The sequence below is a fragment of the Schauerella aestuarii genome, from assembly GCF_009866805.1.
Taxonomy (GTDB): domain Bacteria; phylum Pseudomonadota; class Gammaproteobacteria; order Burkholderiales; family Burkholderiaceae_B; genus Schauerella; species Schauerella aestuarii.
Map to the genome: position 1 here is coordinate 590,287 of NZ_SIZW01000040.1, position 26,048 is coordinate 616,334.

Genomic DNA, 26,048 nt, shown 5'->3' on the forward strand with positions numbered 1-26,048 from the left:
AGTGAGCATGGCACGCCCCTGGAATTTTTCGGCCGGTCCGTCGGCCTTGCCTGAATCCGTCTTGCAGCAGGCCGCCGCCGAAATGCTGGACTGGAACGGGTCAGGCATGTCGGTGATGGAAATGAGTCATCGAGGCCGCGATTTCGTGCGGATCTGCGATGAGGCCGAATCCGATCTGCGCGAGTTGCTGGGCGTGCCCGCCGACTACGCCGTGTTGTTCATGCAGGGTGGGGGCAGTGGGGCAAATGCCATCGTTCCCCTGAACCTGATTGGGCGCCGCGGTCCCGCCAAAGCCGATTTCGTGTTGACCGGCCACTGGTCGGCACGATCGCAAAAAGAAGCACTGCGCTATGGCGATGTGCACGTTGCAGCGACCAGCGGCACGGCCACCACGATCGACGGCCACGAGCAAGCACCGTGGACGTGGGTGCCGCCCGTCGATACCTGGGATGTGCGCGCCGATGCGGCATATCTGCACTTTTGCAGCAACGAGACGATCGGTGGCGTCGAGTTCAATGCGTGGCCGGATACGGCCGCCCTCGGTGCGCCCGATGTGCCGCTCGTGGTCGATGTATCGTCGCATTTCCTGTCTCGGCCGTTGGACGTCACCAAAACCGGCATGGTGTTCGCGGGCGCGCAGAAAAACGCGGGCCCCGCAGGCGTCACGATGACCATCGTGCGCCGCGACCTGATCGGCAAGGCGTTGCCCATCTGCCCGTCGGCGTTCGACTACGTCAACGTGGCGGCCGAGCATTCGCGCTACAACACGCCGCCCACGTATGCGATCTATATCGCCGGTCTGGTATTCAAGTGGCTGAAGGCGCAGGGCGGTCTGGAAGGGATGGAAGCGACCAATATCGCCAAGGCCGATCTGCTCTACGGTTATCTGGACGCGTCGTCGTTCTATCGCAATCCCGTGCATGCGCCGGTGCGTTCGCGCATGAACGTGCCGTTCATCTTGCGTGACGAGTCGCTCAACGACACGTTCCTCAAGGGTGCCGATGCGGCAGGTCTGACCCAACTGAAGGGTCACAAGAGTGTCGGCGGTATGCGTGCATCGATCTACAACGCCATTCCGTTGGCTGGCGTGCAGGCGCTGGTCGACTACCTGAAGGATTTCGAGCGCCGCTATGGATGAGGCTTTGAAGCGTCAGTTGAGCCCGCTTCGGGATCGTATCGACGCCATCGATCAGCAGATTCTGACCTTGTTGTGCGAGCGCGCGCGCACCGCGCAAGCGGTGGGCGATGTGAAGCACGCGGCCAACGCCGAAGGGCCGGTATTGCGGCCAGAGCGCGAGGCCGAGGTGATTCGCAACCTGCAGGCCAATAATGCCGGGCCGTTTCCCAATGAGGCGATCGGTCCGGTCTGGACCGAAATCATTTCCGCCTGCCGCGGGCTCGAACGCGGCCTGACGGTGGCCTTTCTGGGGCCCCAGGGTTCCTTTTCCGAGCAGGCAGCGCTCGAGCATTTCGGTCACGCCGTGCAAAAGCTGGCCTGTCCGTCGTTCGATGAGGTGTTTCGAGCGGTGCAGGCCGGTCAGGCCGATGTGGGTATGGTGCCGGTCGAGAACTCGACCGAGGGCGCCGTCAATCGCACGCTGGATCTCCTGCTCAATGCGCCGGTCAAGCTGATCGGCGAGCACTCGATCGTGATCCGGCACTGCCTGATGGCGTCTGACGGATCGCTCGACGGCGTCAAGACGGTCATGGCGCATCCGCAGGCCCTGGCGCAGTGCCAGGACTGGTTGACGCGCCATCATCCCGAGCTCGTGCGGTCGTCGGCGGCCAGCAATGCGGAAGCGGCGCGCATGGCGTCGCAGGATCCCACGGTGGCCGCGATCGCCGGCGAAACGGCGGCCGATGTGTGGGGTTTGAAGATCATCGCGGCGGGTATTCAGGACGATCCGCACAATCGCACGCGCTTTCTTGCCATCGGCGATATCGCCACGCTGCCCACCGGTCAGGACAAGACCAGTCTGATTCTGGCGGTTCCCAACCGTGCAGGCGCCGTGTATGAGATGCTTGCTCCGCTGGCTGAGAATGGCGTGTCGATGACACGATTCGAGTCGCGTCCCGCGAGAACCGGGCAGTGGGCGTATTACTTTTACGTCGACGTGCTGGGCCATCGTGACGACCCGGCGGTTGCCCGCGCATTGTCCGCGCTTGAAGCGCAAGTCGCCTTTTTCAAGGTTCTTGGGTCCTACCCCGCGCAATAAAACACTGTCTCTTATGACCACCGTATCCTCGCCTTTGCACGCTCCCGCTCACATCAGCGCCATCGCGCCTTATCAGGCCGGCAAGCCGATCGATGAGCTGGCGCGCGAGTTCGGGCTCGACCCGGCCGGCATCGTCAAGCTCGCCTCCAACGAAAACCCGCTGGGCATGCCGGCATCGGCGCGCGCAGCCATGATCGATGCCGCCAACACGCTGGCGCGTTATCCCGACCCCAACGGATTCGATCTCAAGTCGGCCCTGGCATTGCGCTATGGCGTGCCGTTGAACTGGATCACGCTGGGCAACGGTTCGAACGACATCCTCGAAATCGCCGGACTGGCATTGCTGGAGCCGGGCGCGAGCGCCGTCTACGCCGAGCACGCCTTCGTGGTCTATCGTCTGTCCACGCAGGCGCGCGGTGCGCGTCACATCATGGTGGCCGCGCGCGACTACGGTCACGATCTGCAGGCCATGTTCAGTGCGATTGCCGACGATACGCGTCTGGTGTTTATCGCCAACCCCAATAACCCAACCGGAACGTTCCTGCCGGCGGCCGAGATCGAAGCCTTTCTCGAAGCCGTTCACACGCGCCATGGCGATCGGGTCACGGTGGTGCTCGACGAGGCTTACAACGAATATCTCGATCCCGAGTTACGATTCGACAGCGTGCAGTGGGTGCGCCGTTTTCCCAACCTGATCGTGTCGCGCACCTTCTCCAAGGCGTATGGCCTGGCCGGCTTGCGCGTGGGGTTTGCGATTGCGCAGCCGCCGCTGACCGACCTGATGAATCGCGTGCGCCAACCGTTCAACGTCAATACGCTCGCGCAAGCGGCCGCGATTGCAGCGTTGAGCGATCACGAGTTTCTGCAGCGCTCGTACGAGCTCAACAAGGCCGGCCGTCAGGTGCTGACGGAAGCCTTCGACACGCTTGGACTGAAATACGTGCGTGGCCATGGCAATTTCGTGCTGGTGCACGTGGGCGAAGCCGCCAGGATCAATCTCGAACTGCTCAAGCGCGGCGTCATCGTGCGTCCGGTGGCGGGCGATGGCTTGCCCGAGTGGTTGCGTGTGACGATCGGCTTGCCCGAAGAAAATGCGGTATTCATCGCCGCCCTGACCGACATCCTGTCCGGCGCATGACGGCCCCGCGTTTTCCGACGGTCGCGGTGGCGGGTGTCGGGTTGATCGGCGGGTCGTTCGTCGCTGCACTGAGGCAAGCCGGGCAGGTCGGTCGCGTACTGGGTATGGGCCGCAACCCGTTGTCGCTTGAAAAGGCGCAATCGCTGGGGTTGATCGATGCCATTGCCACACCGCAAGAGGCGGCGCGCGCCGATCTGATCATGTTGGCGGCTCCGGTGGGAGCCACCGGCCCATTGCTCGGTGCGCTAGCCCCGTATCTTGGTCCCAATACCATCATTACCGATGCCGGCAGCACCAAGTCGGATGTCGTGGCCAGCGCGCGTGCCGCATTGGGCAAGCATATCGGCCAGTTCGTCCCGGGTCATCCGATCGCCGGCGCCGAGCGTACCGGTCCGGATGCGGCGCAGGCCGCGCTGTATCAGGATCGCACGGTGATCCTCACGCCGCTCCCCGAAAATACGATGGCGGACGTTCGTGCCGTTCGCGACGCCTGGACGTATTGCGGCGCCCACGTCATCGACATGGATGCCGACGCGCATGACCAGGCCTTGGCCGCGGTCAGCCATCTGCCGCATTTGCTGGCGTCGGTATTCATGACCCACATCGTGCGATCACCGGATGCGGCGCGCCGGTTGGCGCTGGCGGGCAGTGGGTTTCGCGACTTCACGCGCATCGCGGCGGGATCGCCCGAAATGTGGCGCGATATCTTTCAATCGAACCGGTCGGCCATGCTGACCGAAATCGCGGCGTTGCGCGACGTGCTCGACGAGAGCGAGCGCGCGATTCGCGCGCGCGATACAGCTGCATTGCAGACGTTGTTGCAAACGGCTGCGGATGCGCGCCATCAATGGGAAAAGGAACGTCGCGCATGAGCGCACTCGAATACATCGATCTGCCCCGCGTCCGCCGGGCGCAAGGCGCCATCACATTGCCGGGTTCGAAAAGCATTTCGAACCGGGTATTGCTATTGGCAGCCCTGGCCGAAGGGCGTTGCGAAATCGACGGGTTGCTCGATTCGGACGATACGCGGGTCATGCTGGCCGCGTTGCGTGCCCTGGGTGTCGAGGTTGAGCACGACGCTGTCGCCAAGCGCGCAGTTGTGATTGGCGCTGCCGGCCGGTTTCCGGTCGCGCGCGCCGATCTTTTTCTGGGTAACGCGGGCACTGCATTTCGTCCGCTCACCGCGGCATTGGCTTTGATGGGCGGCGACTATCGCCTCTCTGGCGTGCCGCGTATGCACGAACGGCCCATTGGGGATCTGGTTGATGCCTTGCGCGGGCTGGATGCGCATGTGGATTATCTCGGCACGGCGGGCTATCCGCCGTTGGCGATCGGGATGGCCGGCATGGCCGCCGGCGAGGGCGGTTACCGTGTCGGTGTGGAAGGATCGGTCTCCAGCCAATTCCTGACGGCATTGCTGTTGGCGGCCCCGGTCCTGACGCAGCGCACCGGTCAGCCGTTGGTGCTCGAGGTCAAGGGCACGCTCATCTCCAAGCCGTACATTGAAATCACGCTCAATCTGATGGCCCGCTTTGGCGTCACCGTAGCGCGTGACGGTTGGGCGCGCTTCACCGTGCCGGCCGACGCGATGTATCGCAGCCCGGCCGCATTGCGTGTCGAAGGGGATGCATCGTCGGCTTCCTATTTCCTGGCGTTGGGTGCCATCGGCGGCGGCCCTGTTCGGGTGAACGGCGTGGGCGCCGACAGCATTCAAGGTGACGTGGCGTTTGCCGACACCTTGCGTGCCATGGGTGCGCGGGTGGATGCCGGCGCGGACTGGATGGCTTGCGAAGGCGTGAGCGTGGCGGACGGCCAAAAGTTGCGCGCATTCGACGCCGATTTCAATTTGATCCCCGATGCGGCCATGACGGCTGCTGCGCTGGCCTTGTTTGCCGACGGGCCGTGCCACTTGCACAATATCGGCAGTTGGCGCGTGAAGGAAACCGATCGGATTCACGCCATGCGGACGGAACTCGAGAAGCTGGGCGCGACGGTCGATTCGGGGCCGGACTGGTTGCGCGTCACGCCGCCTGCGGCGCATGCTTGGCGCGATGCGCACATCGGCACCTGGGACGATCACCGGATGGCCATGTGCTTTTCGTTGGCCGCGTTCGGGCCGGCTGCCGTCCGAATACTCGATCCGGGGTGTGTGAGTAAAACGTTCCCCGACTATTTCGACGTTTACGCCGGACTGCTCACCGAAGTTTGAGCACGTGCCGGGTTGCGTGAGCAAGGTGATCGGTGCAGCCGCTGCGGCTGGCGACGTCACTGACGCACTCGGCAATCTGTATTTCAGCAATCCCTCCGCTTTTCCAGGATTTTCAAGATGTCGTCCACCTCCGCCACCTTCGCTCCAGTCATTACGATCGACGGTCCTACCGCTTCCGGTAAAGGCACGGTGGCCCATGGTGTGGCCACTGCACTGGGTTGGGCCGTGCTCGACAGCGGCGCCTTGTATCGCCTGACGGCGCTGGCCTCGATCGAGCGGAATATCGCCGACGACGCGCAGGACGAGATCGCGGCGGTTGCGGAGGCGCTCGACGTCCGATTCGAGCACGGGGCCATTCTGTTGGAAGGACGCGACGTGACCGAGGCGATCCGGGATGAGCGTGTGGGCAACACGGCGTCGTGCGTGGCTGCGTTCCCTGCCGTACGGGCCGCGCTCCTTGCCCGCCAGCGCGCGTTCCGGCAGGCGCCGGGCCTGGTGGCCGACGGCCGTGACATGGGCACGGTGGTGTTTCCCGATGCGCCCTTGAAGGTGTTTCTGGTAGCCGATGTCGAGGCCCGCGCCCAAAGGCGGTGTAAGCAGTTGATCGACAAGGGAATTCCTGCTAACCTCACAGACCTCCTGCGCGATATGCGAGAACGGGACGCGCGCGATACGCAACGCGCCGCCGCGCCGCTCAAGCCCGCACAGGATGCAAGGCAGCTCGATTCCTCGAATCTCACTGCCGAGCAAACGATTCAAACCATTCTCGATTACTGGCGCGATGTCGCGCCGGCAAGCTAAGGGTGGTGTTTTCGCCCTAGAAGTGCTCCGGCTGTTTGGTAAGCGCCAATAGGTTTTCTGACTCCACTGTTGCGGCCAATCCGTGACGGTGTGTTTATTTAACGGGTCCCTCGGGACCGATGGGTTTCCATTAATGTCTTCCGTTCCCTCGTCCGCGCTTGGCGGAGAAAGTTTCGCCGACCTTTTTGCACAGAGCCTTAAAAACCAGGACATGAAGTCTGGTGAGGTCATCAGTGCTGAAGTCGTTCGCATCGACCACAATTTCGTCGTCGTCAACGCCGGTCTGAAATCCGAAGCGCTCATTCCGCTCGAAGAATTCCTGAACGATCAAGGCGAACTCGAAGTCAACCCGGGCGACTTCGTCTCGGTTGCCATCGACTCGCTCGAAAACGGCTACGGCGACACCATCCTGTCGCGTGACCGCGCCAAGCGTCTGTCGGCCTGGCTGCAACTCGAGCGCGCGCTCGAGGACGGCGAGCTGGTTACCGGCACGATCACGGGCAAGGTCAAGGGCGGCCTGACCGTCATGACCAACGGCATCCGCGCGTTCCTGCCGGGTTCGCTGGTTGACCTGCGTCCTGTCAAGGACACCACGCCGTACGAAGGCAAGACGCTCGAGTTCAAGGTCATCAAGCTCGATCGCAAGCGTAACAACGTCGTGCTGTCGCGTCGTCAAGTGCTGGAAGCCAGCATGGGCGAAGAGCGTCAAAAGCTGCTCGAAACGCTGCACGAAGGCGCCATCGTCAAGGGCGTCGTCAAGAACATCACCGACTACGGCGCCTTTGTGGACCTGGGCGGCATCGATGGCCTGTTGCACATCACCGATATGGCATGGCGTCGTGTGCGTCACCCGTCGGAAGTCCTGCAAGTGGGTCAAGAAGTCGAAGCCAAGGTCCTCAAGTTCGACCAAGAGAAGAGCCGCGTTTCCCTGGGCGTCAAGCAGCTCGGCGAAGATCCGTGGGTGGGCCTGGCCCGTCGTTACCCGCAAGGCACCCGTCTGTTCGGTAAGGTCACGAACCTCACCGATTACGGCGCCTTCGTCGAAGTCGAAGCCGGCATCGAAGGTCTGGTCCACGTGTCCGAAATGGACTGGACCAACAAGAACGTCGACCCGCGCAAGGTTGTTACCCTGGGCGAAGAAGTCGAAGTCATGGTTCTCGAGATCGACGAAGACCGTCGCCGCATCTCGCTGGGCATGAAGCAGTGCCGTCAAAACCCGTGGGAAGAGTTCTCGACGAACTTCAAGCGCGGCGACAAGGTCAGCGGCGCCATCAAGTCGATTACCGACTTCGGCGTGTTCGTTGGTCTGCCTGGCGGCATCGACGGTCTGGTTCACCTTTCGGATCTGTCGTGGACCGAAACGGGCGAAGAAGCCGTGCGCAACTTCAAGAAGGGCGACGAGATCGAAGCCGTTGTGCTCGGTATCGACACCGACAAGGAACGCATTTCGCTGGGTATCAAGCAGCTTGAAGGCGATCCGTTCAACAACTTCGTCGCGACCTACGAGAAGGGTGCTGTCGTTCCCGGTACCGTGAAGTCGGTCGAAGCCAAGGGTGCTGTCGTGACCCTGTCGGTGGACGTCGAAGGTTACCTGCGCGCGTCGGAAATCTCGTCGGGCCGCGTCGAAGACGCAACGACGGCATTGAAGGCCGGCGAAAACGTCGAAGCCATGATCATCAACGTCGACCGCAAGACGCGTTCGATCCAGTTGTCGATCAAGGCCCGCGATAACGCCGAAACCGCAGAATCGCTCCAGCGCATGTCGGATGCCAGCGCCTCCTCGGGTACCACCAACCTGGGTGCGTTGCTCAAGGCCAAGCTGGATCAGGCTCGCAACGACGGCTGATCCGTGACCAAGTCGGAGCTGATCGCAGCGCTGGCGGCCCGCTATCCCCAGTTGGCCGCCCGCGACACCGATTACGCCGTCAAGACCGTCCTGGATGCAATGACCCAAGCCTTGGCTTCGGGTCAGCGCATCGAGATCCGCGGTTTTGGCAGTTTCTCGCTGTCGCAGCGTTCGCCCCGTGTCGGTCGCAACCCGAAGTCCGGCGAGCAAGTGTTGGTGCCTGGTAAACAGGTGCCGCATTTCAAGGCGGGCAAGGAGTTGCGCGAGCGGGTAGATCTCGATGGTGTGGAGGGGGATCGCGTGTCGGACGAAACGCACGATGCGCATACCGCCACCCTCGACGCGCATGTCATGCATTGACGGTTACGTTTGAGTACGAGAAGGGCCACGCTAGCGTGGCCCTTTTTCATTGGGTAGCCGGATCGTTGCAGGGCGTCGGTACAAGGTGGGGCTCGCATTGCGGCACGTCTTGTGCGGTGCGTCGCAACGCGGTGCTGTGGCACACTGCGATCCGACTTACAATTGCCGATCTCGCACTAATTGGAGCGTTCTCATGCGCTATGTCGTCTGGGCCTTACGGCTGGTGATTTTCGTTGTGGTCCTGATGTTCGCCCTCAAAAATACGGACCCCGTTTCCGTCAAGTTTTGGGGCGATTACGTGGTGCCCGATTTGCCGCTGATCGTTGTGATGCTTGCGGTATTCGTGGTCGGTGCGATTTTCGGTTTGCTGTTGATGGTGCCGGCCGCCATGCGCCGCCGCCGCGAGATGGTGCGTATGAAGCGCGAGCTCGATCGGCTCCAGGCGGCCGTGGGCGGTGCACCTGTGAATACGACCGTATTGCCGCCAGAAGCCGTGGCGCCGATGTCGCCGCTCTAAGCGCGCCATATTCAGCGGGCCATAGCCAGCGCGCAGGCTCCGGCGCTGTGCGCGGGCACGCCGTCGGTAGCCTCGGGCGCGTGCCATCATTCCGGGCGCAGCTTGCGCCCTTAACGTTTTTTCAAGCGAGTCGGCGATTTGGATTTCGAACCTTGGTGGTTGATCTTCTTGCCCGTTGTATTCGGCCTGGGCTGGTTGGCAGCCCGCGTGGATATCCGTCAGATGTTGAGCGAAACGCGTACGCTGCCGGATTCCTATTTTCGCGGCCTTAATTTTCTGCTCAACGAGCAGCCCGATCGCGCGATCGACGCCTTTGTCGAAGTGGCCAAGCTCGATTCAGAAACCACCGAATTGCACTTTGCCTTGGGCAGCCTGTTCCGGCGGCGCGGTGAGATGGAGCGCGCCATCCGCGTGCATCAAAGCCTGCTGAGCCGGTCGGATCTGCCGAATGTCGAGCGTGAACATGCGCAACACGAATTGGCGCAGGACTTCCTGAAAGCCGGGATGCTCGATCGGGCCGAATCAGGCTTCGAGGGGCTCAAGGAAACGCGTTATGCCTTGCCGGCAATGCGATCCTTGATCCGCATTTACGAGTCCGAGCACGATTGGCCCCGCGCGATCGAAGCCGTCAAAACATTGCGCGGTTTGGTCGACGAGCCCGTGCCGCAATTGGTGCATTACCACTGCGAACAAGCGCAGATGGCCTTGGAGCGCAATCCGCCCGATTTCAATGCCGCGCAGGTGGCGCTCGATGCCGCCGATCATGCGATCGAAGCCGGCACGGGTGCCGCAACGGCCAGCAAGGCGTCCACGGCGCGTGTGGCGATGATCCGGGCGCAACTGGCCGTCAAGCAGGGCAAGCCCCACGAAGAGCGGATGCATCTGCGCAGCGTCTTGTCGCACATGCCAGAGTATGGCGGCTTGGTGGCGGAGTCGTTGTTGCGCAACTATCGCGAAGCCGGGCAGGCCGATGAGGGCCTGGCGGTGCTCACGCAGCAGTATGCGCAGGCGCCGTCGCTGGATGTGTTCGATGTCGTGTTTCGCGAAATGCGCGCCCAGCACGGCGTCGATCCGGCATGGGCTTTTGCACGCGCCGCCTTGGCGCAGCATCCGTCGCTGCTGGGGCTGGATCGGCTGATCGAAGCCGAACTCGCCACCAAGGGGGCGAGTGGCGAAGCGCCGGTGCCTGGGGCCGATCTGACGCTGCTGCGCAGCCTGATTCACAAGCATACGCAGCGGCTCGATCGCTACGCCTGCCGCCATTGCGGCTTTCAGGCGCGACGATTCTATTGGCAATGCCCGGGGTGTAATTCATGGGAAACCTACTCGCCCCGTCGACTGGAAGAACTCGAATGATGGAATTTCCAACGCGCGCCATCCAGGGCGTGCGGGTGCTCGTGGTCGGCGATGTGATGCTCGATCGTTATTGGTTCGGCGAAGTCGATCGTATTTCACCCGAAGCCCCGGTGCCGGTCGTGCGTGTCGCACGCCGTGAAGATCGCCTGGGCGGCGCCGCCAACGTGGCGCGCAATATCGTCTCGCTGGGTGCGCGTGCCACGTTGATCGGTGCGATCGGCGCGGACGAAGCCGGCGAGCGCATCTGCGCGCTTGCCGCCGACGACGGCATTCAAGCCGCATTGCTGACCGACGCGGCGCTCCCCACTACCCTGAAGATGCGGGTGCTCGGGCGGCAGCAGCAGTTATTGCGCGTGGACTTCGAAGCCCTTCCCGAACCCGCGTGCATGGATGCGATCACGGCTGAATTCCAGCGCCAATTGGCCCACCACGACATTGTGGTGTTGTCCGACTATGCCAAAGGCGTGCTCGACCGCGTGGTCGACCTCATCGCGATCGCGCGGGCCGCCGGCGTGCCGGTACTGGTCGATCCCAAGGGCGACGACTACACCCGATATACCGGCGTATCGCTCGTCACCCCCAATCGATCGGAAATGCAGCAGGCCGTGGGCAACTGGAAAAGCGAGGCGCAGCTCGATGAGCGTGCACAAGCCCTGCGCCGCGAACTGGCACTGGAAGCCCTGCTCGTAACCCGTTCGGAGCAGGGCATGACCCTGTTCACCGAAGCGGGCCGCGATCACGTCGACGCGCAGGCGCACGAAGTATTCGATGTCTCGGGCGCAGGCGATACGGTGCTGGCCACGCTGGCCGTATCGCGCGCAGCAGGACTATCCTGGTCTGATGCGATGCGCTGGGCCAATCGGGCCGGCGGTGTCGTCGTCGGTAAATTGGGTACCTCCACGGTCACGGCCGCGGAGCTGGAAGGAGAATCATCATGATCGTCGTCACTGGCGCAGCAGGATTTATCGGCAGCAATCTGGTCAAGGGATTGAACCAGCGCGGCATCGACAACATCATTGCCGTGGATGATCTGACCGAGGGCGACAAGTTTCGCAATCTCGCCGATCTGAGGATCGCCGATTATCTGGATCGCGATGTGTTCCGCTCGCGCGTCGCCAACGGTGCATTGCCCGGCGTCACGGCGATTCTGCATCAAGGCGCATGCTCGGATACCACCGAACGCAATGGCGCCTACATGATGGACAACAACTATCGTGTGTCGCTCGAGCTGCTCGAGTATGCGCAGGGCAACGGCATTCCGTTGATCTATGCGTCGTCCGCGGCTGTGTACGGCGCTTCCGAGGTGTATCGCGAGGAGCCCGCCAACGAAGGGCCGCTCAATGTGTACGGCTATTCCAAACTGCTGTTCGACCAAGTGGTGCGGCAACGTGAATCGCGCCGCACCGCGCAGGTCGTCGGGCTACGCTATTTCAATGTTTACGGCCCGCGCGAGCAGCACAAGGGACGCATGGCGTCGGTGGCCTTTCACAACATGAACCAGTTCCTGGCGGAGGGTCATGTGCGCCTGTTCGCCGGCTGGGACGGTTACGGCGATGGCGAGCAAAGCCGTGACTTCATTTCGGTGGACGATGTGGTCGCCGTCAATCTGCACTTCCTCGATCATCCGGAGCAGTCGGGTATCTTCAACTGCGGCACGGGTCGCGCGCAGCCGTTCAACGATATCGCGGCGGCCGTCGTCAATACCTTGCGTGCGGAGCAGGGCGTGCCGGAAGCGTCCCTGCAGGAATTGGTTGCGGCCGGATTGATCCGGTACATCCCGTTCCCGGACGACTTGAAAGGACGCTATCAAAGCTTTACGCAGGCCGACGTGACGCAATTGCGCGGCGCGGGTTTCGCGGCGCCGATGCGAGATGTGCGCACGGGCGTCACGGAGTACGTGCAAACCTGGCGCGCACGCAAGTAGGGCACCGCGCGCGACGTGTGGTGAGGCCCGACAATCGGTGGGGCCCTATGTGGTAACGCGAAGGTGGTCTCGCGAAACTTCTGGAACCTCTCTTGTTCCGAGTAGACGGCCATGCCGGTGAACGTGTGATAGAAGCTCGACGTATCCGAAGGATCGTGAGGTGATAGCGCAAACGTGATGGCGCAAGACGTGGCGGCATGTCCATCCGGCGAGCCACGTAGTTTTTCGCACGGGTGTTTTCGTGCATTGGTCGGTTCGCGGAGAGCGCCGGCGGCGATGATGAAGATGTGCGGAGGTGAATGTCCTGCCGCACCGCTTGATCGGAGCTTCGCCATGAATCCATTTCTTCTCGACCCTGTAGCACGCGCCGCCGTGCCTGCGGTGGCAAGCCGGCCCGCCACGGCCACCGCGCTTCCTGCCCCCGACACGCTTTATCCCAGGTTGACCACCCATCCTGCGTTCGACACGCGCCATGTGAGAACCGTGACGTTGACCTGCCTTATCCTCGCGGCCGGTTTGCATGCGGGCGCTGCGGGGGCCGTCGATCTGAACGCGGCATCGGCCGACGCGCTCCAGGCGTTGCGCGGCGTAGGGCCCAAGACGGCAGCAATCATTGTTCAGGAACGTGAGCGGGCCGGGCGCTTCGAGTCGCTTGAGGACCTATCCGATCGCGTGCGCGGCTTGGGTCAAAAGAAGGTGCGCGCGTTGCAGACGCAGGGCTTGCGGGTCGGCGAACCGGACGCGTCGGTGTCGCCCGAGGTGGTGCCTGCCCCCCGTGCAGGGCGTGCTGCGAGTGGGCCCATGATCGCCACGCCGGTTGTGACGACGCCATCGTCTGCGCGTTATGATCCTCAGCATGAAAACCTATCCCACTCTCGAACAAACCGTCGGTGAGACCCCGCTCGTGCGCCTGCAGCGTATCCCGGGCGCGCTGGGCGCCGATCGCGGCAATGTCATTCTGGCCAAGCTGGAAGGCAATAATCCGGCGGGCTCGGTCAAGGACCGTCCGGCGCTGTCGATGATTCAACGTGCCGAGGCGCGTGGCGATATCAAACCGGGCGACACGCTGATCGAGGCGACCAGCGGCAATACCGGTATCGCGCTGGCGATGGTGGCCGCCATGCGTGGCTATCGCATGATTCTCATCATGCCGGACAACCTGTCGGTCGAGCGGCGCGCGGCGATGACGGCCTATGGCGCGGAGCTCATCCTGACGCCGGCCGACAAGGGCGGCATGGAGTTCGCCCGCGATCTGGCCACCTCAATGCAGGCGGAAGGCAAGGGGCGCGTGCTGGATCAGTTCGCCAATCCGGATAATCCGTTGGCGCACGTGGAAACCACGGGGCCAGAAATCTGGTGCCAGACCGATGGCGAGATCACGCACTTTGTGAGCGCGATGGGGACGACCGGTACCATCATGGGCGTGTCGACCTACCTGAAAGGCCAGAACCCGGCGATTGAAATCGTCGGCGCGCAGCCGGCCGAAGGATCGCAGATTCCCGGCATACGTAAGTGGCCCGAGGCCTATTTGCCAGCGATTTTCGATCGCGCGCGCGTCGACAGCTACGAATCCATCGAGCAAGCCGATGCCGAGTCCATGGCACGACGGCTGGCATCGGAAGAGGGCATCTTCGGCGGTATCTCCGCCGCCGGTGCGCTCGTTGCGGCCCTGCGCGTGGCCGAGCGCAGCACCAACGCCACGATCGTGTTCATCGTTTGCGATCGCGGCGACAGGTACCTGTCGACTGGCGTCTTCAACGGCTGACACGATCTGCTACGCCGCGTTCGGTCAGCGTAATGGCAGGCCGCTCTTCGCTACGGCCGGGCCCGAGGGAATCGTTCGATGACTCGGCATGACCTCGAGTGGCCGCGGTAGGGGCGCGGCCGGCGAGGTGTCGGCCCTTGCTCCCCATGCCGAGACAGGTTGAAAGCGGCCGATCAGCCAGCGCTGACCGCCGGTATCGTCAAGGTTGTTCCAGCGCCGACGCCAGGTCGGCCACCGACGCCGCGTAAAAGTAACTGCGGTTGTACTGCGTCAACGCGAAGAAGTTCTCAGTCGCGGTGCGGTATTGCGCCGTGCCGCGCGCTTCGTCCGGCAGGTCGATCACGCCCAACGGACGGGCCATCCAGCCGGTGTCTCGCGCACCGGGCATCAAGCGGCCACCGGCCGCTTCGATCCGCGTCCAATCCTGTTTGGGCACCAGCCCGCCATCGACCAATGCGGCCGGGTTGGCGGGGAGCGTGACGGGTGCGAACACCGGCAAACCGCGCTGCCAGCCATGTTCGCTCAGAAAATTCCCGACCGACATCACGGCGTCTTCGATGCTATGCGCCAGATCGATGTGACCATCCTGATCGCCGTCGACCGCGTAGAGCTTGATGCTGCCGGGCATGAACTGCGACATCCCGATGGCGCCGGCGAACGACCCCTCGGTTTCAGCATCGAGCTTGCCTTGCAGGGTAAGTTCGATGAAATCGGCCAATTGATTTCGGAACATGGTTTCGCGCTCGGGCCGGGTCGTATCCGGATAGTCGAAGGCCAGGGTGGTGAGCGAATCCATCACGCGAAACGACCCCATATTGCGGCCGTAATTCGTTTCGACCCCGATGATGGCGGCGATGATGGTGTCGGGCACGCCATAGCGTTGCGCCGCACGGTTGAGCACGTCGCGATTGGCGTCACGAAAATCGATACCCCAGCGGATGCGCACCGGTTCGACCACGCGTGCGCGGTAAACGGTCCAGCTGCGCACGATCTTGCGGCCGGTGGCCACCTGCGGCGCGATCAGCTTGGCGACGCGTTCGTTGTAGGTGGCGCTGGCGAGCAGGCTGTTGACCGCTGCGGGTTGCAGGCCACGCGTGGCAGCCAGCTCATTTGCAAAGGCTTGCACTTCCGGGCGCAGGCGGCCGTCTGGTGCAAGCACGGCGGATTCGCCCGTGTGCGTGGGCAGTGCGGCCGTGCCGGACGCTGCGGGCGTGGAAGGCTTTGGCAACTGCGACGAAGAGCCGGTGCCCGGCCGTTCGGCCGCGGGGGTTGAGCAGGCGGCGAGCATCGCCGAAAAAGCACCGATTTGCAGTAAACGCCAACTGATGAACATAATCCTTCCTTATGGAGACACTCTATCTTACCCACCCGGCCTGCAGGCTGCATGAGATGGGCGATTGGCATCCCGAATGTCCGGCGAGACTGGATGCCATTTCCGATCAATTACTGTCGAGCGGGCTGATGCCGTTCCTGGTCGCCGAGGACGCGCCAGCCGTCGACGCCGCCGATCTGGCGCGGGTGCACGATCCGGATTACCTGGCCGGACTCACTGCACGCTCGCCGGCCGAGGGCCATGTGCCCATCGATCCGGATACGCTCATGAATCCGCACACGCTCGAGGCGGCGCGCCACGCGGCGGGTGCCGGCGTGGCAGCGGTCGACGCCGTGATGGGCGGGGCGCATCAGACCGCCTTCTGCGCGGTGCGTCCACCCGGTCACCATGCCGAGGGTAACCGAGCCATGGGATTCTGCTTCTACAACAACGTGGCCGTGGCCGCTCGCCATGCCATCGATGTGTGGGGCTTGACGCGCGTGGCGATCATCGATTTCGACGTGCATCACGGCAATGGCACCGAAGCCATTTTTGCCGGCGACGAGCGCATATTGATGTGCAGTTTTTTTCAGCATCCGTTCTTTCCGAATTCCGGCACCGAAGCACCGGCTCACAATATGCTCAATACGCCGTTGCCTGCCTATTCGGGCGGCGATGCCGTGCGGCCCATCGTGACCGATCGCTGGTTGCCGGCCCTGGCCGCATTCAAGCCGGAACTGCTGTTGATCTCGGCGGGGTTCGACGCTCATCGTGAAGACGATATGGGCCAGATGGGCTTGGTGGAGGCCGATTATGCGTGGATCACGCAGCAGTTGGTGAGCGTGGCTGACCGCCATGCGCAAGGTCGTGTGGTGAGCGTGCTTGAAGGCGGCTACAACCTGTCTGCCCTCGGTCGCAGCGTGGTTGCTCACATACGCGCGCTCGCAAAGTTGTAGAATCGATTGGATTTGCTGCGCTGCGCGCTTAAACGCGTTGCTGCGAGCGCGGCGCTTGGTTGTCGTTGACGGCCATGCGGCCAAGCATCGAGCACGGCCTGGTTGAACCTAAAACGATTTTCGAAAACGATTCAAGAAACTGATTCAAGAAACCGATTCACGAAAACTTCTGGAGATTGCTGGATGAAGGTACTGGTACCCGTCAAACGTGTCGTCGATTACAACGTCAAGGTGCGCGTCAAATCGGATCAGACTGGCGTAGATATCGCCAATGTGAAGATGTCGATGAACCCCTTCGACGAAATCGCCGTTGAAGAAGCCACACGTCTCAAAGAAAAAGGCGCCGTGACCGAGGTGGTCGCGGTTTCGTGCGGTGTTGCGCAAAGCCAGGAAACGCTGCGTACGGCAATGGCCATCGGCGCCGATCGCGGCATCCTTGTGCAAACCGACGCCGAACTGCAGCCGTTGGCCGTGGCCAAGTTGCTGAAGGCCGTCGTGGATCGCGAGCAGCCCCAATTGGTGATTCTGGGCAAGCAAGCCATCGACGATGACGCGAACCAGACCGGCCAGATGTTGGCTGCGCTGCTGAACTGGCCCCAGGCCACGTTCGCCAGCAAGGTCGAGCTCGGCGACGGTACGGTACAGGTCACGCGCGAAGTGGACGGCGGTCTGGAAACCCTGTCGCTCAAATTGCCGGCCATCGTTACCACCGACCTGCGCTTGAATGAGCCGCGCTACGTGACGCTGCCCAACATCATGAAGGCCAAGAAGAAAACGCTGGATACCCTGACGCCCGATGAGTTGGGTGTGGATCCTGCCCCGCGCTTGAAGACGCTTAAAGTGTCGGAGCCGCCCGGACGCAAGGCCGGCATCAAGGTGCCCGACGTTGCTGCACTGGTCGACAAGCTGAAGAACGAAGCGAAGGTGATCTGAACATGACGATTCTTGTTATTGCTGAACACGACAACGCCTCGTTGAAAGGCGCTACCTTGAACACCGTGGCTGCTGCGGCCCAGTTGGGCGGCGACGTCCATGTGCTGGTGATCGGCCAGGGCGCGCAAGCGGCCGCCGATGCCGCCGCCAAGGTGGCGGGCGTGGCGAAGGTGCTGCTGGCCGAAGGCACGCAGTTGGGTGACGGTCTGGCCGAGAACGTTGCGGCGCAAGTGCTGGAAATCGCGTCGAACTACTCGCACATTCTGTTTGCCGCGACCGCATCGGGCAAGAACGTGGCGCCGCGCGTGGCTGCCAAGCTCGACGTCGCACAGATTTCGGATATCACGGCGGTCGAATCGGCCGATACGTTCCAGCGTCCGATCTATGCCGGCAACGCGATTGCCACGGTGCAATCGTCCGATGCCATCAAGGTCATCACCGTGCGCACCACGGGCTTCGATGCCGTCGCTGCCGAAGGCGGTAGCGCCACGGTCGAGAACGTCACGGCCGTGGCCGACTCCGGGTTGTCGTCGTTCGTCGGCCGCGAAGTGGCCAAGAGCGATCGTCCCGAGCTGGCTGGCGCCAAGGTCGTCGTTTCCGGCGGCCGCGGCATGGGCAGCGCCGAAAACTTCAAGATCCTCGACCCGCTGGCCGATAAGCTCGGCGCCGCGCTGGGCGCCTCGCGCGCTGCCGTCGACGCGGGCTATGCGCCCAACGACTGGCAAGTGGGCCAAACCGGCAAGATCGTGGCGCCTCAGCTGTATATCGCCATCGGTATTTCGGGCGCGATCCAGCACTTGGCCGGTATGAAGGATTCGAAGGTCATCGTGGCCATCAACAAAGATGAAGAAGCGCCGATTTTCGGTGTGGCCGACTACGGCCTGACGGGCGATCTGTTCAAGATCGTGCCGGAACTGACCGAAAAGCTGTAAAGCGCGCGCGCCGCCGCGCGAGTGGCGGCGTCTGCCGAGGCCTGCACCTGCCGTGCAGGCCTTTTTCATTTGGCGGGCCTTTTCGCATAGGGTGTTGGTCTGATAACCTCGTTCGATAGATGCTGCCTGGCGTGAGCCGGTCACAATAACAACAGCATTCCCGGCGCATGCGCGCGGGGAGCGCGTTTTCGGAGACCTCATGACTTACACCGTGCCCTTGCGCGATATTCGTTTCGCACTCAACGCCCTGGCGGGCCTGGACGATGTGCTGGCTTTGCCGGGCTTCGAAGAGGTCACGCCGGATCTGGTCGATGCCATCCTGGACGAGAACGCACGCTTCGTCGAGCAGGCCATCGCACCGCTCAACCGTGCAGGCGACACGCAGCCCCCGGTGTTGAAGGATGGCGCAGTCACGACCACGCCGGGCTTTGTGCAGGCGTTCAAGGCGTATGCGGACGGGGGCTGGCAAGGGCTTTCGCACCCGCAGGATTGGGGCGGCCAGGGGCTGCCCAAGCTGGTGGCCGCTCCCGCCAGCGAAAACATCAACGCTGCCAGCCTGGCGTTTTCGCTGTGCCCGATGCTGACCGATGGCGTGATCGAAGCGCTGCTCACGGCCGGCACGGACGAGCAGCAGCGCAAATTCGTGCCCGGCCTCATCAGCGGTCAATGGACCGGTACGATGAATCTGACCGAGCCGCAGGCGGGCAGCGATCTGGCACAGGTGGCGACCCGCGCCGTCAAGCAGCCCGACGGCAGCTATCGCGTCACCGGCCAGAAAATCTACATCACCTATGGTGAACACGATCTGGCCGAAAACATCATTCACCTCGTATTGGCTCGCACGCCCGACGGGCCACCGGGCGTCAAAGGCATTTCGCTGTTCATCGTGCCGAAGTTCCTGGTCGGCGACGATGGTGCAGTGGGTGCCCGCAACGATGTCTGGTGCGCGTCGATCGAACACAAGCTGGGCATCCACGGCAGCCCGACCGCCGTGCTGGTGTTCGGCAGCGGTCAGGGCGACGTGGGCGAGGGCGCCGTGGGGTACGTGGTGGGCGAGGAAAACCGCGGGCTCGAGTACATGTTCATCATGATGAACGCCGCCCGCTATGCCGTGGGCCAGCAAGGGATCGCCGTCTCCGAACGCGCCTACCAGCAGGCACTGGCCTATGCGCGCGACCGCGTGCAAAGCCGTGCGGTCGAAGGTTCGTCCGGTCCCGTGCCGATCGCGCGCCATCCCGATGTGCAGCGCATGCTGCTCACGATGCGCGCACTGACCGAAGCCGGGCGCGCGGTGTCGTTCGTGGCCGCGGCCGCTCACGATCGCGGCAAGCATCATCCGGATGCGCAGGTGCGGGCGCGCAATATGGCGTTTTACGAGTATCTGGTACCGGTCATCAAAGGGTTTTCCACCGAGGCGGCGCTCGAGGTCACTTCGCTGGGCGTGCAAGTGCACGGCGGCATGGGCTTCATCGAAGAAACGGGTGCGGCACAGCACTACCGCGATGCGCGCATCCTGCCGATTTACGAGGGCACCACGGCCATTCAGGCCAACGATCTGGTCGGCCGCAAAACCCTGCGCGATGGCGGAGCGGTCGCCGCGGCCGCCATTGCCGCCATGCGCGACACGCTGGCCGCGCTGGCGACGGTCGTGGCGAGTGCAACCGCCGATAGCGCACCACCGGGCGCCTGGGCCGTGCTGCACGATCACTTCGAGGCTGCGATCGGCGGCTACGAAAAAGCCGTGCAATACGTGCTCTCGCACGCGAAGGACAACCCGCGTGCCGTCTTTGCCGGCAGCGTCCCCTATCTGATGCTTACCGGTCTCACGCACGGAGGCTGGCAGATGGCGCGCGCGGCCTTGGCCTGCGAGCAGCACATTCGGGATGGCGACGGCGATAAGTTCTATGTTCAGAAGCGCGCCACGGCGTTTTTCTATGGCGCGCAACTCTTGCCTCGAGTGTCGGCACTGTCCCAGGCCGTGCTGGCAGGCGAGGTTACCGAGGCCTGCGGGACCGACGGCGATATTGCATAAGGTTATATAAATTGCGTATTTAGTCTGGTTTCGGTTTGATGCCAAAATCGTCATCACGGGTCACGTTCAAACATTCAAACCCCGAGGAAACACCATCATGACCGCACTTCATCTGGGCGATATCGCTCCCGACTTCGAACAAGATTCGTCCATTGGCCGCATCAAATTCCACGAGTTTCTCGGCGACAGCTGGGGCGTGTTGTTCTCGCATCCGGCGGATTTCACGCCGGTCTGCACGACCGAACTGGGCTACACCGCCCGCTTGGCCGACGAATTCGCCAAGCGCAATGTGAAGGTGTTGGCCTTGTCGGTCGATGCCGCAGCCTCGCACGTCAAGTGGATCGACGATATCAACGAGACGCAGAGCACGACGGTCAATTTCCCGATCCTGGCGGATGAAGACCGCAAGGTGTCCACGTTGTACGACATGATTCACCCCAACGCCAACACCACGTTGACGGTGCGTTCGGTATTCATCGTCGACCCGCAGAAAAAAGTTCGCCTGACGCTCACGTACCCTGCCAGCACGGGCCGCAATTTCAATGAAATTCTGCGCGTGATCGATTCGCTGCAGCTGACCGATAGCCATAGCGTGGCTACGCCGGTGAATTGGGAAGATGGCGATGACGTGATCATCGTGCCGTCGCTGAAGGACGAGGACGTGATCAAGCAGAAATTTCCGAAGGGCTACAAAGCCGTGCGTCCCTATCTGCGCGTGACGCCACAGCCCAACAAGTAATTGCCGCTGGTTGCCGGTGCGGTGGGTCATGTCGATGGCCTGCTTCCCGGCAAGCGTTCAGAACCTCCTTCGGGAGGTTTTTTTTGAGCGTGATTTCTATATGACTCCTGGCGATGAGCAACGACATAATGATTCGTTCCGTTCCAATGGCCGTCCCGGCACACTCTCATCACATTAAATAATCTGGGATGGGATCATGCGGTTGAGTAAGCACCTGGTTTTGAATGCCCTGGCAGCCGTAACGTTATCGGTCGCTGCCGTTCTGCCCGCGCAGGCGCAATCCACGCAGACGCTGTTGAACGTCTCGTACGATCCCACCCGCGAGCTTTATCGCGATATCGATGCGGCCTTCATCAAGCAATACAAAGCGAAAACCGGCACGCAGCTGACGATTCGCCAATCGCACGGCGGCTCGGGTCGTCAGGCGCGTTCGGTGATCGATGGGCTGGACGCCGACGTGGTCACGCTTGCCCTGGCCTACGACATTGATGCCGTCGCCGAGAAGGGGCTGCTCGATCCGAAATGGCAAGCGAAGCTGCCCAAGAACAGTTCGCCGTACACCTCCACGATCGTTTTCCTGGTGCGCAAGGGCAATCCCAAACAGATCAAGGACTGGAACGACCTGATTCGCGACAAGATCGAAGTGATCACGCCCAACCCCAAAACGTCCGGTGGCGCGCGCTGGAATTATCTGGCGGCATGGGCTTATGCGTTGGAGCAGAACAATAACGATCCGGCAAAAGCGCAGGCCTTCGTGGGCGAACTGCTCAAGCACGTGCCGGTGCTGGATACCGGTGCCCGCGGGGCCACCACGACGTTCGTTGAGCGCGGTGTGGGCGACGTGCTGCTGGCCTGGGAAAACGAAGCGTTCCTCGCCATCAAGGAACTCGGTCCGGACAAGTTCGACATCATCGTGCCGTCGCTTTCCATTCTCGCGGAACCGCCGGTCGCCATCGTCGACAGCAATGTCGACAAGAAGGGAACGCGGGCCGCAGCACAGGCCTATCTGGAGTATCTGTATACCCCGGAAGCGCAAGAAATCATCGCCAAAAACTATTACCGCCCCACGGATGAGAACGTTGCCGCCAAGTATGCCGACAGCTTTCCGAAGGTGAAGCTGGTTACCGTCGATTCGGTGTTTGGCGGCTGGGCCAAGGCGCAGAAGGATCACTTCAGCGATGGCGGCACTTTCGACAAGGTCTACGCGCCCAAGTAAGGGCCGAACCTTCACCGGCTTGGCCATCATGGAAACGCGCCTCAGATGAATGCACGTGCAATCGCGATCGGTAGCGGAGCGGCCAGGCCGCTTCGCCGCCAACGTCCCGGCGTCCTGCCGGGTTTTGGGCTGTCGCTCGGCTATACCGTGTTCTATCTTGGCTTGCTGGTGCTGATTCCGCTCGCCGCACTGCCGTTGCGAAGCGCCGAGTTGGGCTGGTCCGGCTTCTGGGAGACCGTCACGGCGCCGCGGGTGATGGCGTCATACAAGTTGACGTTCGGCGCCGCTTTCATCGCGGCCACGATCAACGCCGTCTTCGGTTCGATTCTGGCCTGGATACTGGTGCGATACCGGTTTCCCGGTCGCAAGGTCGTCGATGCGCTGGTGGATCTGCCGTTTGCCTTGCCGACGGCGGTGGCAGGCATCGCACTCACCCAGCTCTATTCGCAAAAAGGCTGGTTGGGCGGTTGGTTGCAGGACAGCCTGGGTATCAAGGTGGCCTACGCGCCGCTGGGCATCGTCGTGGCGCTGGTGTTCATCGGATTGCCCTTTGTGGTGCGAACCGTGCAACCGGTCCTCGAAGATCTCGAACGTGAGCTTGAAGAAGCCGCTACGAGCCTGGGCGCGGGCCGGGCGCAAACGATCTGGCGCATTGTGGTGCCCACGGTGCTTCCTGCCTTGCTGACCGGGTTTGCCCTCGCATTCGCGCGCGCGGTGGGCGAATACGGCTCGGTTGTGTTCATTTCGGGCAATATGCCGATGCGCACCGAGATCACGCCGCTCCTGATCATGGCCAAACTCGAAGCCTTCGATTATGCGGGGGCGGCAGCCATTGCCACGGTGATGCTGGGTGTGTCGTTCGTGATGCTCTTGATCATCAACCTGCTGCAAGCCTGGCAGGCGCGTCGCAACGGGAGGTTGGCATGAGCGATTCCACGTCGCGTCCGGCGCATCTGACCGAACCCGCATGGGTTCGCGCGCTGCTGCTCACGATCGGGCTGGGCTTTTTGGCGGTGTGCCTGCTGCTGCCGCTGGTGCTGGTGTTTACCGAAGCCTTTCGAAAAGGCTGGCAGTTGTATGTTGAAGCGATTACCGAACCCGATGCGTTGTCGGCGATTCGATTGACGTTGTGGGTGGCGGCGATCGCCTTGCCTCTGAATCTCGTATTCGGTATTGCAGCGGCGTGGGCCGTCACGAAATTTCAATTTCGCGGCAAGCAATTCCTGATTACGCTGATCGATCTGCCATTCTCCGTTTCGCCGGTGGTGGCCGGATTGATTTTCGTCATGGTGTTCGGCCAACAAGGGTGGCTCGGCCCGTGGCTCGAGTCGCACGGCCTGCGTGTGGTATTCGCGGTGCCGGGCGTGGTGCTCGCCACGTTGTTTGTGACGTTCCCGTTCGTGGCGCGTGAGCTGATCCCGCTGATGCAAGCGCAAGGCAGCGAGGAAGAGCAGGCCGCACTCACCCTGGGCGCCAGCGGCTGGCAGATCTTCTGGCGGGTGACCTTGCCGAACGTGAAGTGGGGGTTGTTGTATGGTGCGATCTTGAGCAATGCGCGCGCCATGGGTGAGTTCGGCGCGGTTGCCGTGGTATCCGGCGGGATTCGCGGCCTGACCAATACGATGACATTGCACACCGAGATTCTGTACAACGAATATATGTTTTCGGCGGCGTTCGCCGTGGCGTCGTTGCTTGCCCTGCTGGCCTTGTTCACGTTGGTGGCCAAGAGCCTGGTGGAGTGGCGGCACGCCCGGCTGATACGCGCGGCGGCGGTCACGGATACGCGCCAGCCCGGGTTCGCGCCCGCAGCCCAACCTGTTTGAAGGAAAGAAGATGAGTATCGAAGTTCGTCAGCTATCCAAGAAGTTCGGCGATTTTCGCGCGTTGAACGACGTGTCGCTGCATATTGAAACCGGCGAGCTGGTGGCGTTGCTCGGGCCCTCGGGTTGCGGCAAGACATCGCTGTTGCGCATCATCGCCGGACTGGAAACGCCCGATTCGGGCAGCGTGTGGTTCAGCGGCGAAGAGGCCACGAGCGTGGACGTGCGCAAGCGTCAGGTCGGCTTCGTTTTCCAGCATTACGCCCTCTTCAAGCACATGACCGTGTTTGAGAACGTGGCATTCGGGCTTCGGGTGAAGCATCGATCGCAGCGGCCTGCGGAAGACGTGATCAAGCGCAAGGTCCACGACCTGCTCAATCTGGTGCAACTGGATTGGCTGGCCGATCGTTACCCCGCCCAGTTGTCGGGCGGACAGCGGCAGCGTATTGCGCTGGCGCGTGCGTTGGCCGTCGAACCGCGCGTGCTGTTGCTCGATGAGCCGTTCGGTGCGCTCGATGCCAAAGTGCGCAAGGAATTGCGCCGCTGGTTGCGCCGCCTGCACGACGAACTCAATGTGGCCAGCGTGTTCGTCACGCACGACCAGGAAGAGGCGCTGGAGGTGGCCGACCGCGTGGTGCTGATGAACGCCGGCCGCATCGAGCAGGTGGGCACGCCCCGCGAGGTGTGGGAGCATCCCGCCACGCCGTTCGTGTATGGCTTTCTGGGTGATGTGAACCAGTTTCAGGGGCGCGCCGAAGGCGGCGTCTGGCATGCCAACGGCTGGTCGTTGCCCGCGCCGGAGTTTGCCGATGCGGCAGGCCAGGCCGCAACCGCCTATATCCGACCGCATGAGTTCGACATTGCGCGTTATCGCGCCGAGGGCAATGGCATTGCGGTGCGCTTGAATCACGCCTATCTGGCCGGGCCCAGCGCATTCCTTGAGCTTTCGGTCGAATCGGACAACACGCTGATCGAGGCCGAGCTGCCCGAAGAGGTGTTTCGCGCGCTCAATCCGGTCGAAGGCGAGACGTTTCTCGCCACGCCTCGCCGTGCCCGTATTTTTGCGAGCGCCACCGCGTGAGCGCGAGGTCGAACGAAACGGTTGCCCACGTCGTGACGGCGATCCGTTGGCCGGCGCTGATCGCGCGCTTGCAGGATATCGTGCGCCGCTATCCCGATGCGGCCATGGCATCGTCGCTCGCGGCCGAAGACATGGTGCTGACGCACGCCATCGCGGCGTCGGAGACCGGCTTGCGTATTTTTACGCTGGACACCGGTCGGCTGCATCCCGAAACGCTCGGCATGATCGACGTGGTGCGCGAGCGGTACGGCATCGAGATCGAGATCTTTCGCCCCGATGCGGCTGAAGTGGATGCGCACGTGCAGGCACACGGTGCGTTCGCTTTTTATGAGTCCGTCGATCTGCGAAAAGCCTGTTGTCATATCCGTAAGGTCGAACCGTTGCAGCGGGCGCTCAAGGCGCGCAGCGCCTGGCTCACGGGCCAGCGTCGCGAGCAGGCCGCCACGCGAGTCGCATTGCCGGAAGAGGGGCATGACGACACCTTCGGGCTCTACAAATTCAATCCATTGGCCGAGTGGTCCCATGACGAGATCTGGTACGCGATCAAGGCCTTCGGCGTGCCGTACAACCCGCTGCATGATCAAGGGTATCCCTCCATCGGCTGCGACCCCTGTACGCGCCCGGTGCGCCCGGGCGAAGACGTGCGCGCGGGCCGGTGGTGGTGGGAGCAAGCCGACAGCAAAGAGTGCGGTCTGCATGCAGGCAACCGGGCGACGATTCCGATCAAAGAGGCACATTGAAGGTGCTGTGCAATGTGCGCGCTATCGGCCGCCGCCAGGTTCGCCGATGCCGAAAGACATCCGCGGCACCAGGGCAATGCAAACCGAAGACACCGTGGTGCGGGCCCACGTCGTGGTACGCCGCGCACCGATTTAAGCAATAACCGAGTTACCGA

Annotated in this window: 25 protein-coding genes; 24 read left to right on the forward strand and 1 reads right to left on the reverse strand. The window is 62.6% G+C overall.

Going from position 1 to position 26,048, the window contains the following annotated elements; all coding sequences use genetic code 11:
- Positions 1-7 precede the first annotated feature (7 nt).
- The 14 genes from serC to cysM all read left to right on the forward strand — a co-directional run bounded on the left by serC (position 8) and on the right by cysM (position 14,132).
- Positions 8-1,138, forward strand: coding sequence for a 3-phosphoserine/phosphohydroxythreonine transaminase (serC, locus tag EYW45_RS09575; RefSeq protein ID WP_161135121.1), 1,131 nt, complete (start codon positions 8-10; stop codon positions 1,136-1,138).
- Positions 1,131-2,216 carry a prephenate dehydratase gene (gene pheA / locus EYW45_RS09580; protein ID WP_161135122.1) on the forward strand — a complete coding sequence of 362 codons (1,086 nt, stop codon included), beginning with the start codon at positions 1,131-1,133 and terminating at the stop codon, positions 2,214-2,216. The genes serC and pheA overlap by 8 nt, the downstream gene beginning before the upstream one ends.
- Before the next feature lie 13 nt (positions 2,217-2,229).
- A complete protein-coding gene (gene hisC, locus EYW45_RS09585) occupies positions 2,230-3,354 on the forward strand; it encodes a histidinol-phosphate transaminase (RefSeq protein ID WP_161135123.1) in 1,125 nt (374 codons plus the stop codon).
- Positions 3,351-4,226, forward strand: a complete 876-nt coding sequence (locus EYW45_RS09590) for a prephenate dehydrogenase (RefSeq protein ID WP_161135124.1) — start codon at positions 3,351-3,353, stop codon at positions 4,224-4,226. The genes hisC and EYW45_RS09590 overlap by 4 nt, the downstream gene beginning before the upstream one ends.
- Positions 4,223-5,563, forward strand: a complete 1,341-nt coding sequence (aroA, locus tag EYW45_RS09595; RefSeq protein ID WP_161135125.1) for a 3-phosphoshikimate 1-carboxyvinyltransferase — start codon at positions 4,223-4,225, stop codon at positions 5,561-5,563. The genes EYW45_RS09590 and aroA overlap by 4 nt, the downstream gene beginning before the upstream one ends.
- Positions 5,564-5,680: 117 nt before the next feature.
- On the forward strand, positions 5,681-6,364 hold the full coding sequence (gene cmk / locus EYW45_RS09600) for a (d)CMP kinase (RefSeq protein WP_161135126.1): 684 nt from the start codon (positions 5,681-5,683) through the stop codon (positions 6,362-6,364).
- A gap of 133 nt (positions 6,365-6,497) precedes the next feature.
- A complete protein-coding gene (gene rpsA, locus EYW45_RS09605) occupies positions 6,498-8,210 on the forward strand; it encodes a 30S ribosomal protein S1 (RefSeq protein ID WP_161135127.1) in 1,713 nt (570 codons plus the stop codon).
- Positions 8,211-8,213: 3 nt separating this feature from the next.
- A complete protein-coding gene (locus EYW45_RS09610) occupies positions 8,214-8,570 on the forward strand; it encodes an integration host factor subunit beta (protein WP_328703608.1) in 357 nt (118 codons plus the stop codon).
- Between the two features lie 193 nt (positions 8,571-8,763).
- Positions 8,764-9,087 (forward strand): LapA family protein, encoded by a 324-nt coding sequence (locus EYW45_RS09615; protein WP_161135128.1) that lies wholly within the window; start codon positions 8,764-8,766, stop codon positions 9,085-9,087.
- 138 nt (positions 9,088-9,225) lie between these two features.
- Positions 9,226-10,443, forward strand: coding sequence for a lipopolysaccharide assembly protein LapB (gene lapB / locus EYW45_RS09620; protein WP_161135129.1), 1,218 nt, complete (start codon positions 9,226-9,228; stop codon positions 10,441-10,443).
- Entirely contained in the window at positions 10,440-11,381 is a 942-nt protein-coding gene (gene rfaE1, locus EYW45_RS09625) for a D-glycero-beta-D-manno-heptose-7-phosphate kinase (RefSeq protein ID WP_161135130.1), read from the forward strand. The genes lapB and rfaE1 overlap by 4 nt, the downstream gene beginning before the upstream one ends.
- Positions 11,378-12,367, forward strand: a complete 990-nt coding sequence (gene rfaD, locus EYW45_RS09630) for an ADP-glyceromanno-heptose 6-epimerase (protein WP_161135131.1) — start codon at positions 11,378-11,380, stop codon at positions 12,365-12,367. Before rfaE1 ends, rfaD begins: the two co-directional genes overlap by 4 nt.
- A 333-nt stretch (positions 12,368-12,700) precedes the next feature.
- Complete coding sequence (locus EYW45_RS09635; protein WP_161135132.1) at positions 12,701-13,261, forward strand: ComEA family DNA-binding protein; 561 nt, start codon at positions 12,701-12,703, stop codon at positions 13,259-13,261.
- Entirely contained in the window at positions 13,212-14,132 is a 921-nt protein-coding gene (gene cysM / locus EYW45_RS09640; RefSeq protein ID WP_161135133.1) for a cysteine synthase CysM, read from the forward strand. The genes EYW45_RS09635 and cysM overlap by 50 nt, the downstream gene beginning before the upstream one ends.
- Positions 14,133-14,331: 199 nt before the next feature.
- Here the strand turns inward: cysM and mltB are convergent, their stop codons facing one another.
- Positions 14,332-15,465: a lytic murein transglycosylase B gene (mltB, locus tag EYW45_RS09645; protein ID WP_161135134.1), complete on the reverse strand. Its 1,134-nt coding sequence runs from the start codon at positions 15,463-15,465 to the stop codon at positions 14,332-14,334.
- 11 nt (positions 15,466-15,476) lie between these two features.
- Here mltB and EYW45_RS09650 point away from each other — a divergent pair, with 11 nt between their 5' ends.
- From EYW45_RS09650 to EYW45_RS09695, 10 genes are all read left to right on the forward strand, one after another.
- Positions 15,477-16,400 (forward strand): histone deacetylase family protein, encoded by a 924-nt coding sequence (locus tag EYW45_RS09650; protein WP_161135135.1) that lies wholly within the window; start codon positions 15,477-15,479, stop codon positions 16,398-16,400.
- Between the two features lie 183 nt (positions 16,401-16,583).
- On the forward strand, positions 16,584-17,333 hold the full coding sequence (locus EYW45_RS09655) for an electron transfer flavoprotein subunit beta/FixA family protein (RefSeq protein ID WP_161135136.1): 750 nt from the start codon (positions 16,584-16,586) through the stop codon (positions 17,331-17,333).
- A gap of 2 nt (positions 17,334-17,335) precedes the next feature.
- Entirely contained in the window at positions 17,336-18,265 is a 930-nt protein-coding gene (locus tag EYW45_RS09660; RefSeq protein ID WP_161135137.1) for an electron transfer flavoprotein subunit alpha/FixB family protein, read from the forward strand.
- A gap of 199 nt (positions 18,266-18,464) precedes the next feature.
- A complete protein-coding gene (locus EYW45_RS09665; protein WP_161135138.1) occupies positions 18,465-20,297 on the forward strand; it encodes an acyl-CoA dehydrogenase in 1,833 nt (610 codons plus the stop codon).
- A 97-nt stretch (positions 20,298-20,394) separates the two neighbouring features.
- A complete protein-coding gene (locus EYW45_RS09670; protein WP_161135139.1) occupies positions 20,395-21,036 on the forward strand; it encodes a peroxiredoxin in 642 nt (213 codons plus the stop codon).
- Between the two features lie 196 nt (positions 21,037-21,232).
- Positions 21,233-22,252: a sulfate ABC transporter substrate-binding protein gene (locus tag EYW45_RS09675; RefSeq protein ID WP_161135140.1), complete on the forward strand. Its 1,020-nt coding sequence runs from the start codon at positions 21,233-21,235 to the stop codon at positions 22,250-22,252.
- A 45-nt stretch (positions 22,253-22,297) separates the two neighbouring features.
- Positions 22,298-23,179: a sulfate ABC transporter permease subunit CysT gene (gene cysT / locus EYW45_RS09680; RefSeq protein WP_161135141.1), complete on the forward strand. Its 882-nt coding sequence runs from the start codon at positions 22,298-22,300 to the stop codon at positions 23,177-23,179.
- A complete protein-coding gene (cysW, locus tag EYW45_RS09685) occupies positions 23,176-24,075 on the forward strand; it encodes a sulfate ABC transporter permease subunit CysW (RefSeq protein ID WP_161135142.1) in 900 nt (299 codons plus the stop codon). Before cysT ends, cysW begins: the two co-directional genes overlap by 4 nt.
- Positions 24,076-24,085: 10 nt before the next feature.
- Positions 24,086-25,153, forward strand: a complete 1,068-nt coding sequence (locus EYW45_RS09690; protein ID WP_161135143.1) for a sulfate/molybdate ABC transporter ATP-binding protein — start codon at positions 24,086-24,088, stop codon at positions 25,151-25,153.
- Positions 25,150-25,893 carry a phosphoadenylyl-sulfate reductase gene (locus tag EYW45_RS09695; RefSeq protein WP_328703609.1) on the forward strand — a complete coding sequence of 248 codons (744 nt, stop codon included), beginning with the start codon at positions 25,150-25,152 and terminating at the stop codon, positions 25,891-25,893. Before EYW45_RS09690 ends, EYW45_RS09695 begins: the two co-directional genes overlap by 4 nt.
- The last annotated feature ends 155 nt before the right edge of the window (positions 25,894-26,048 follow it).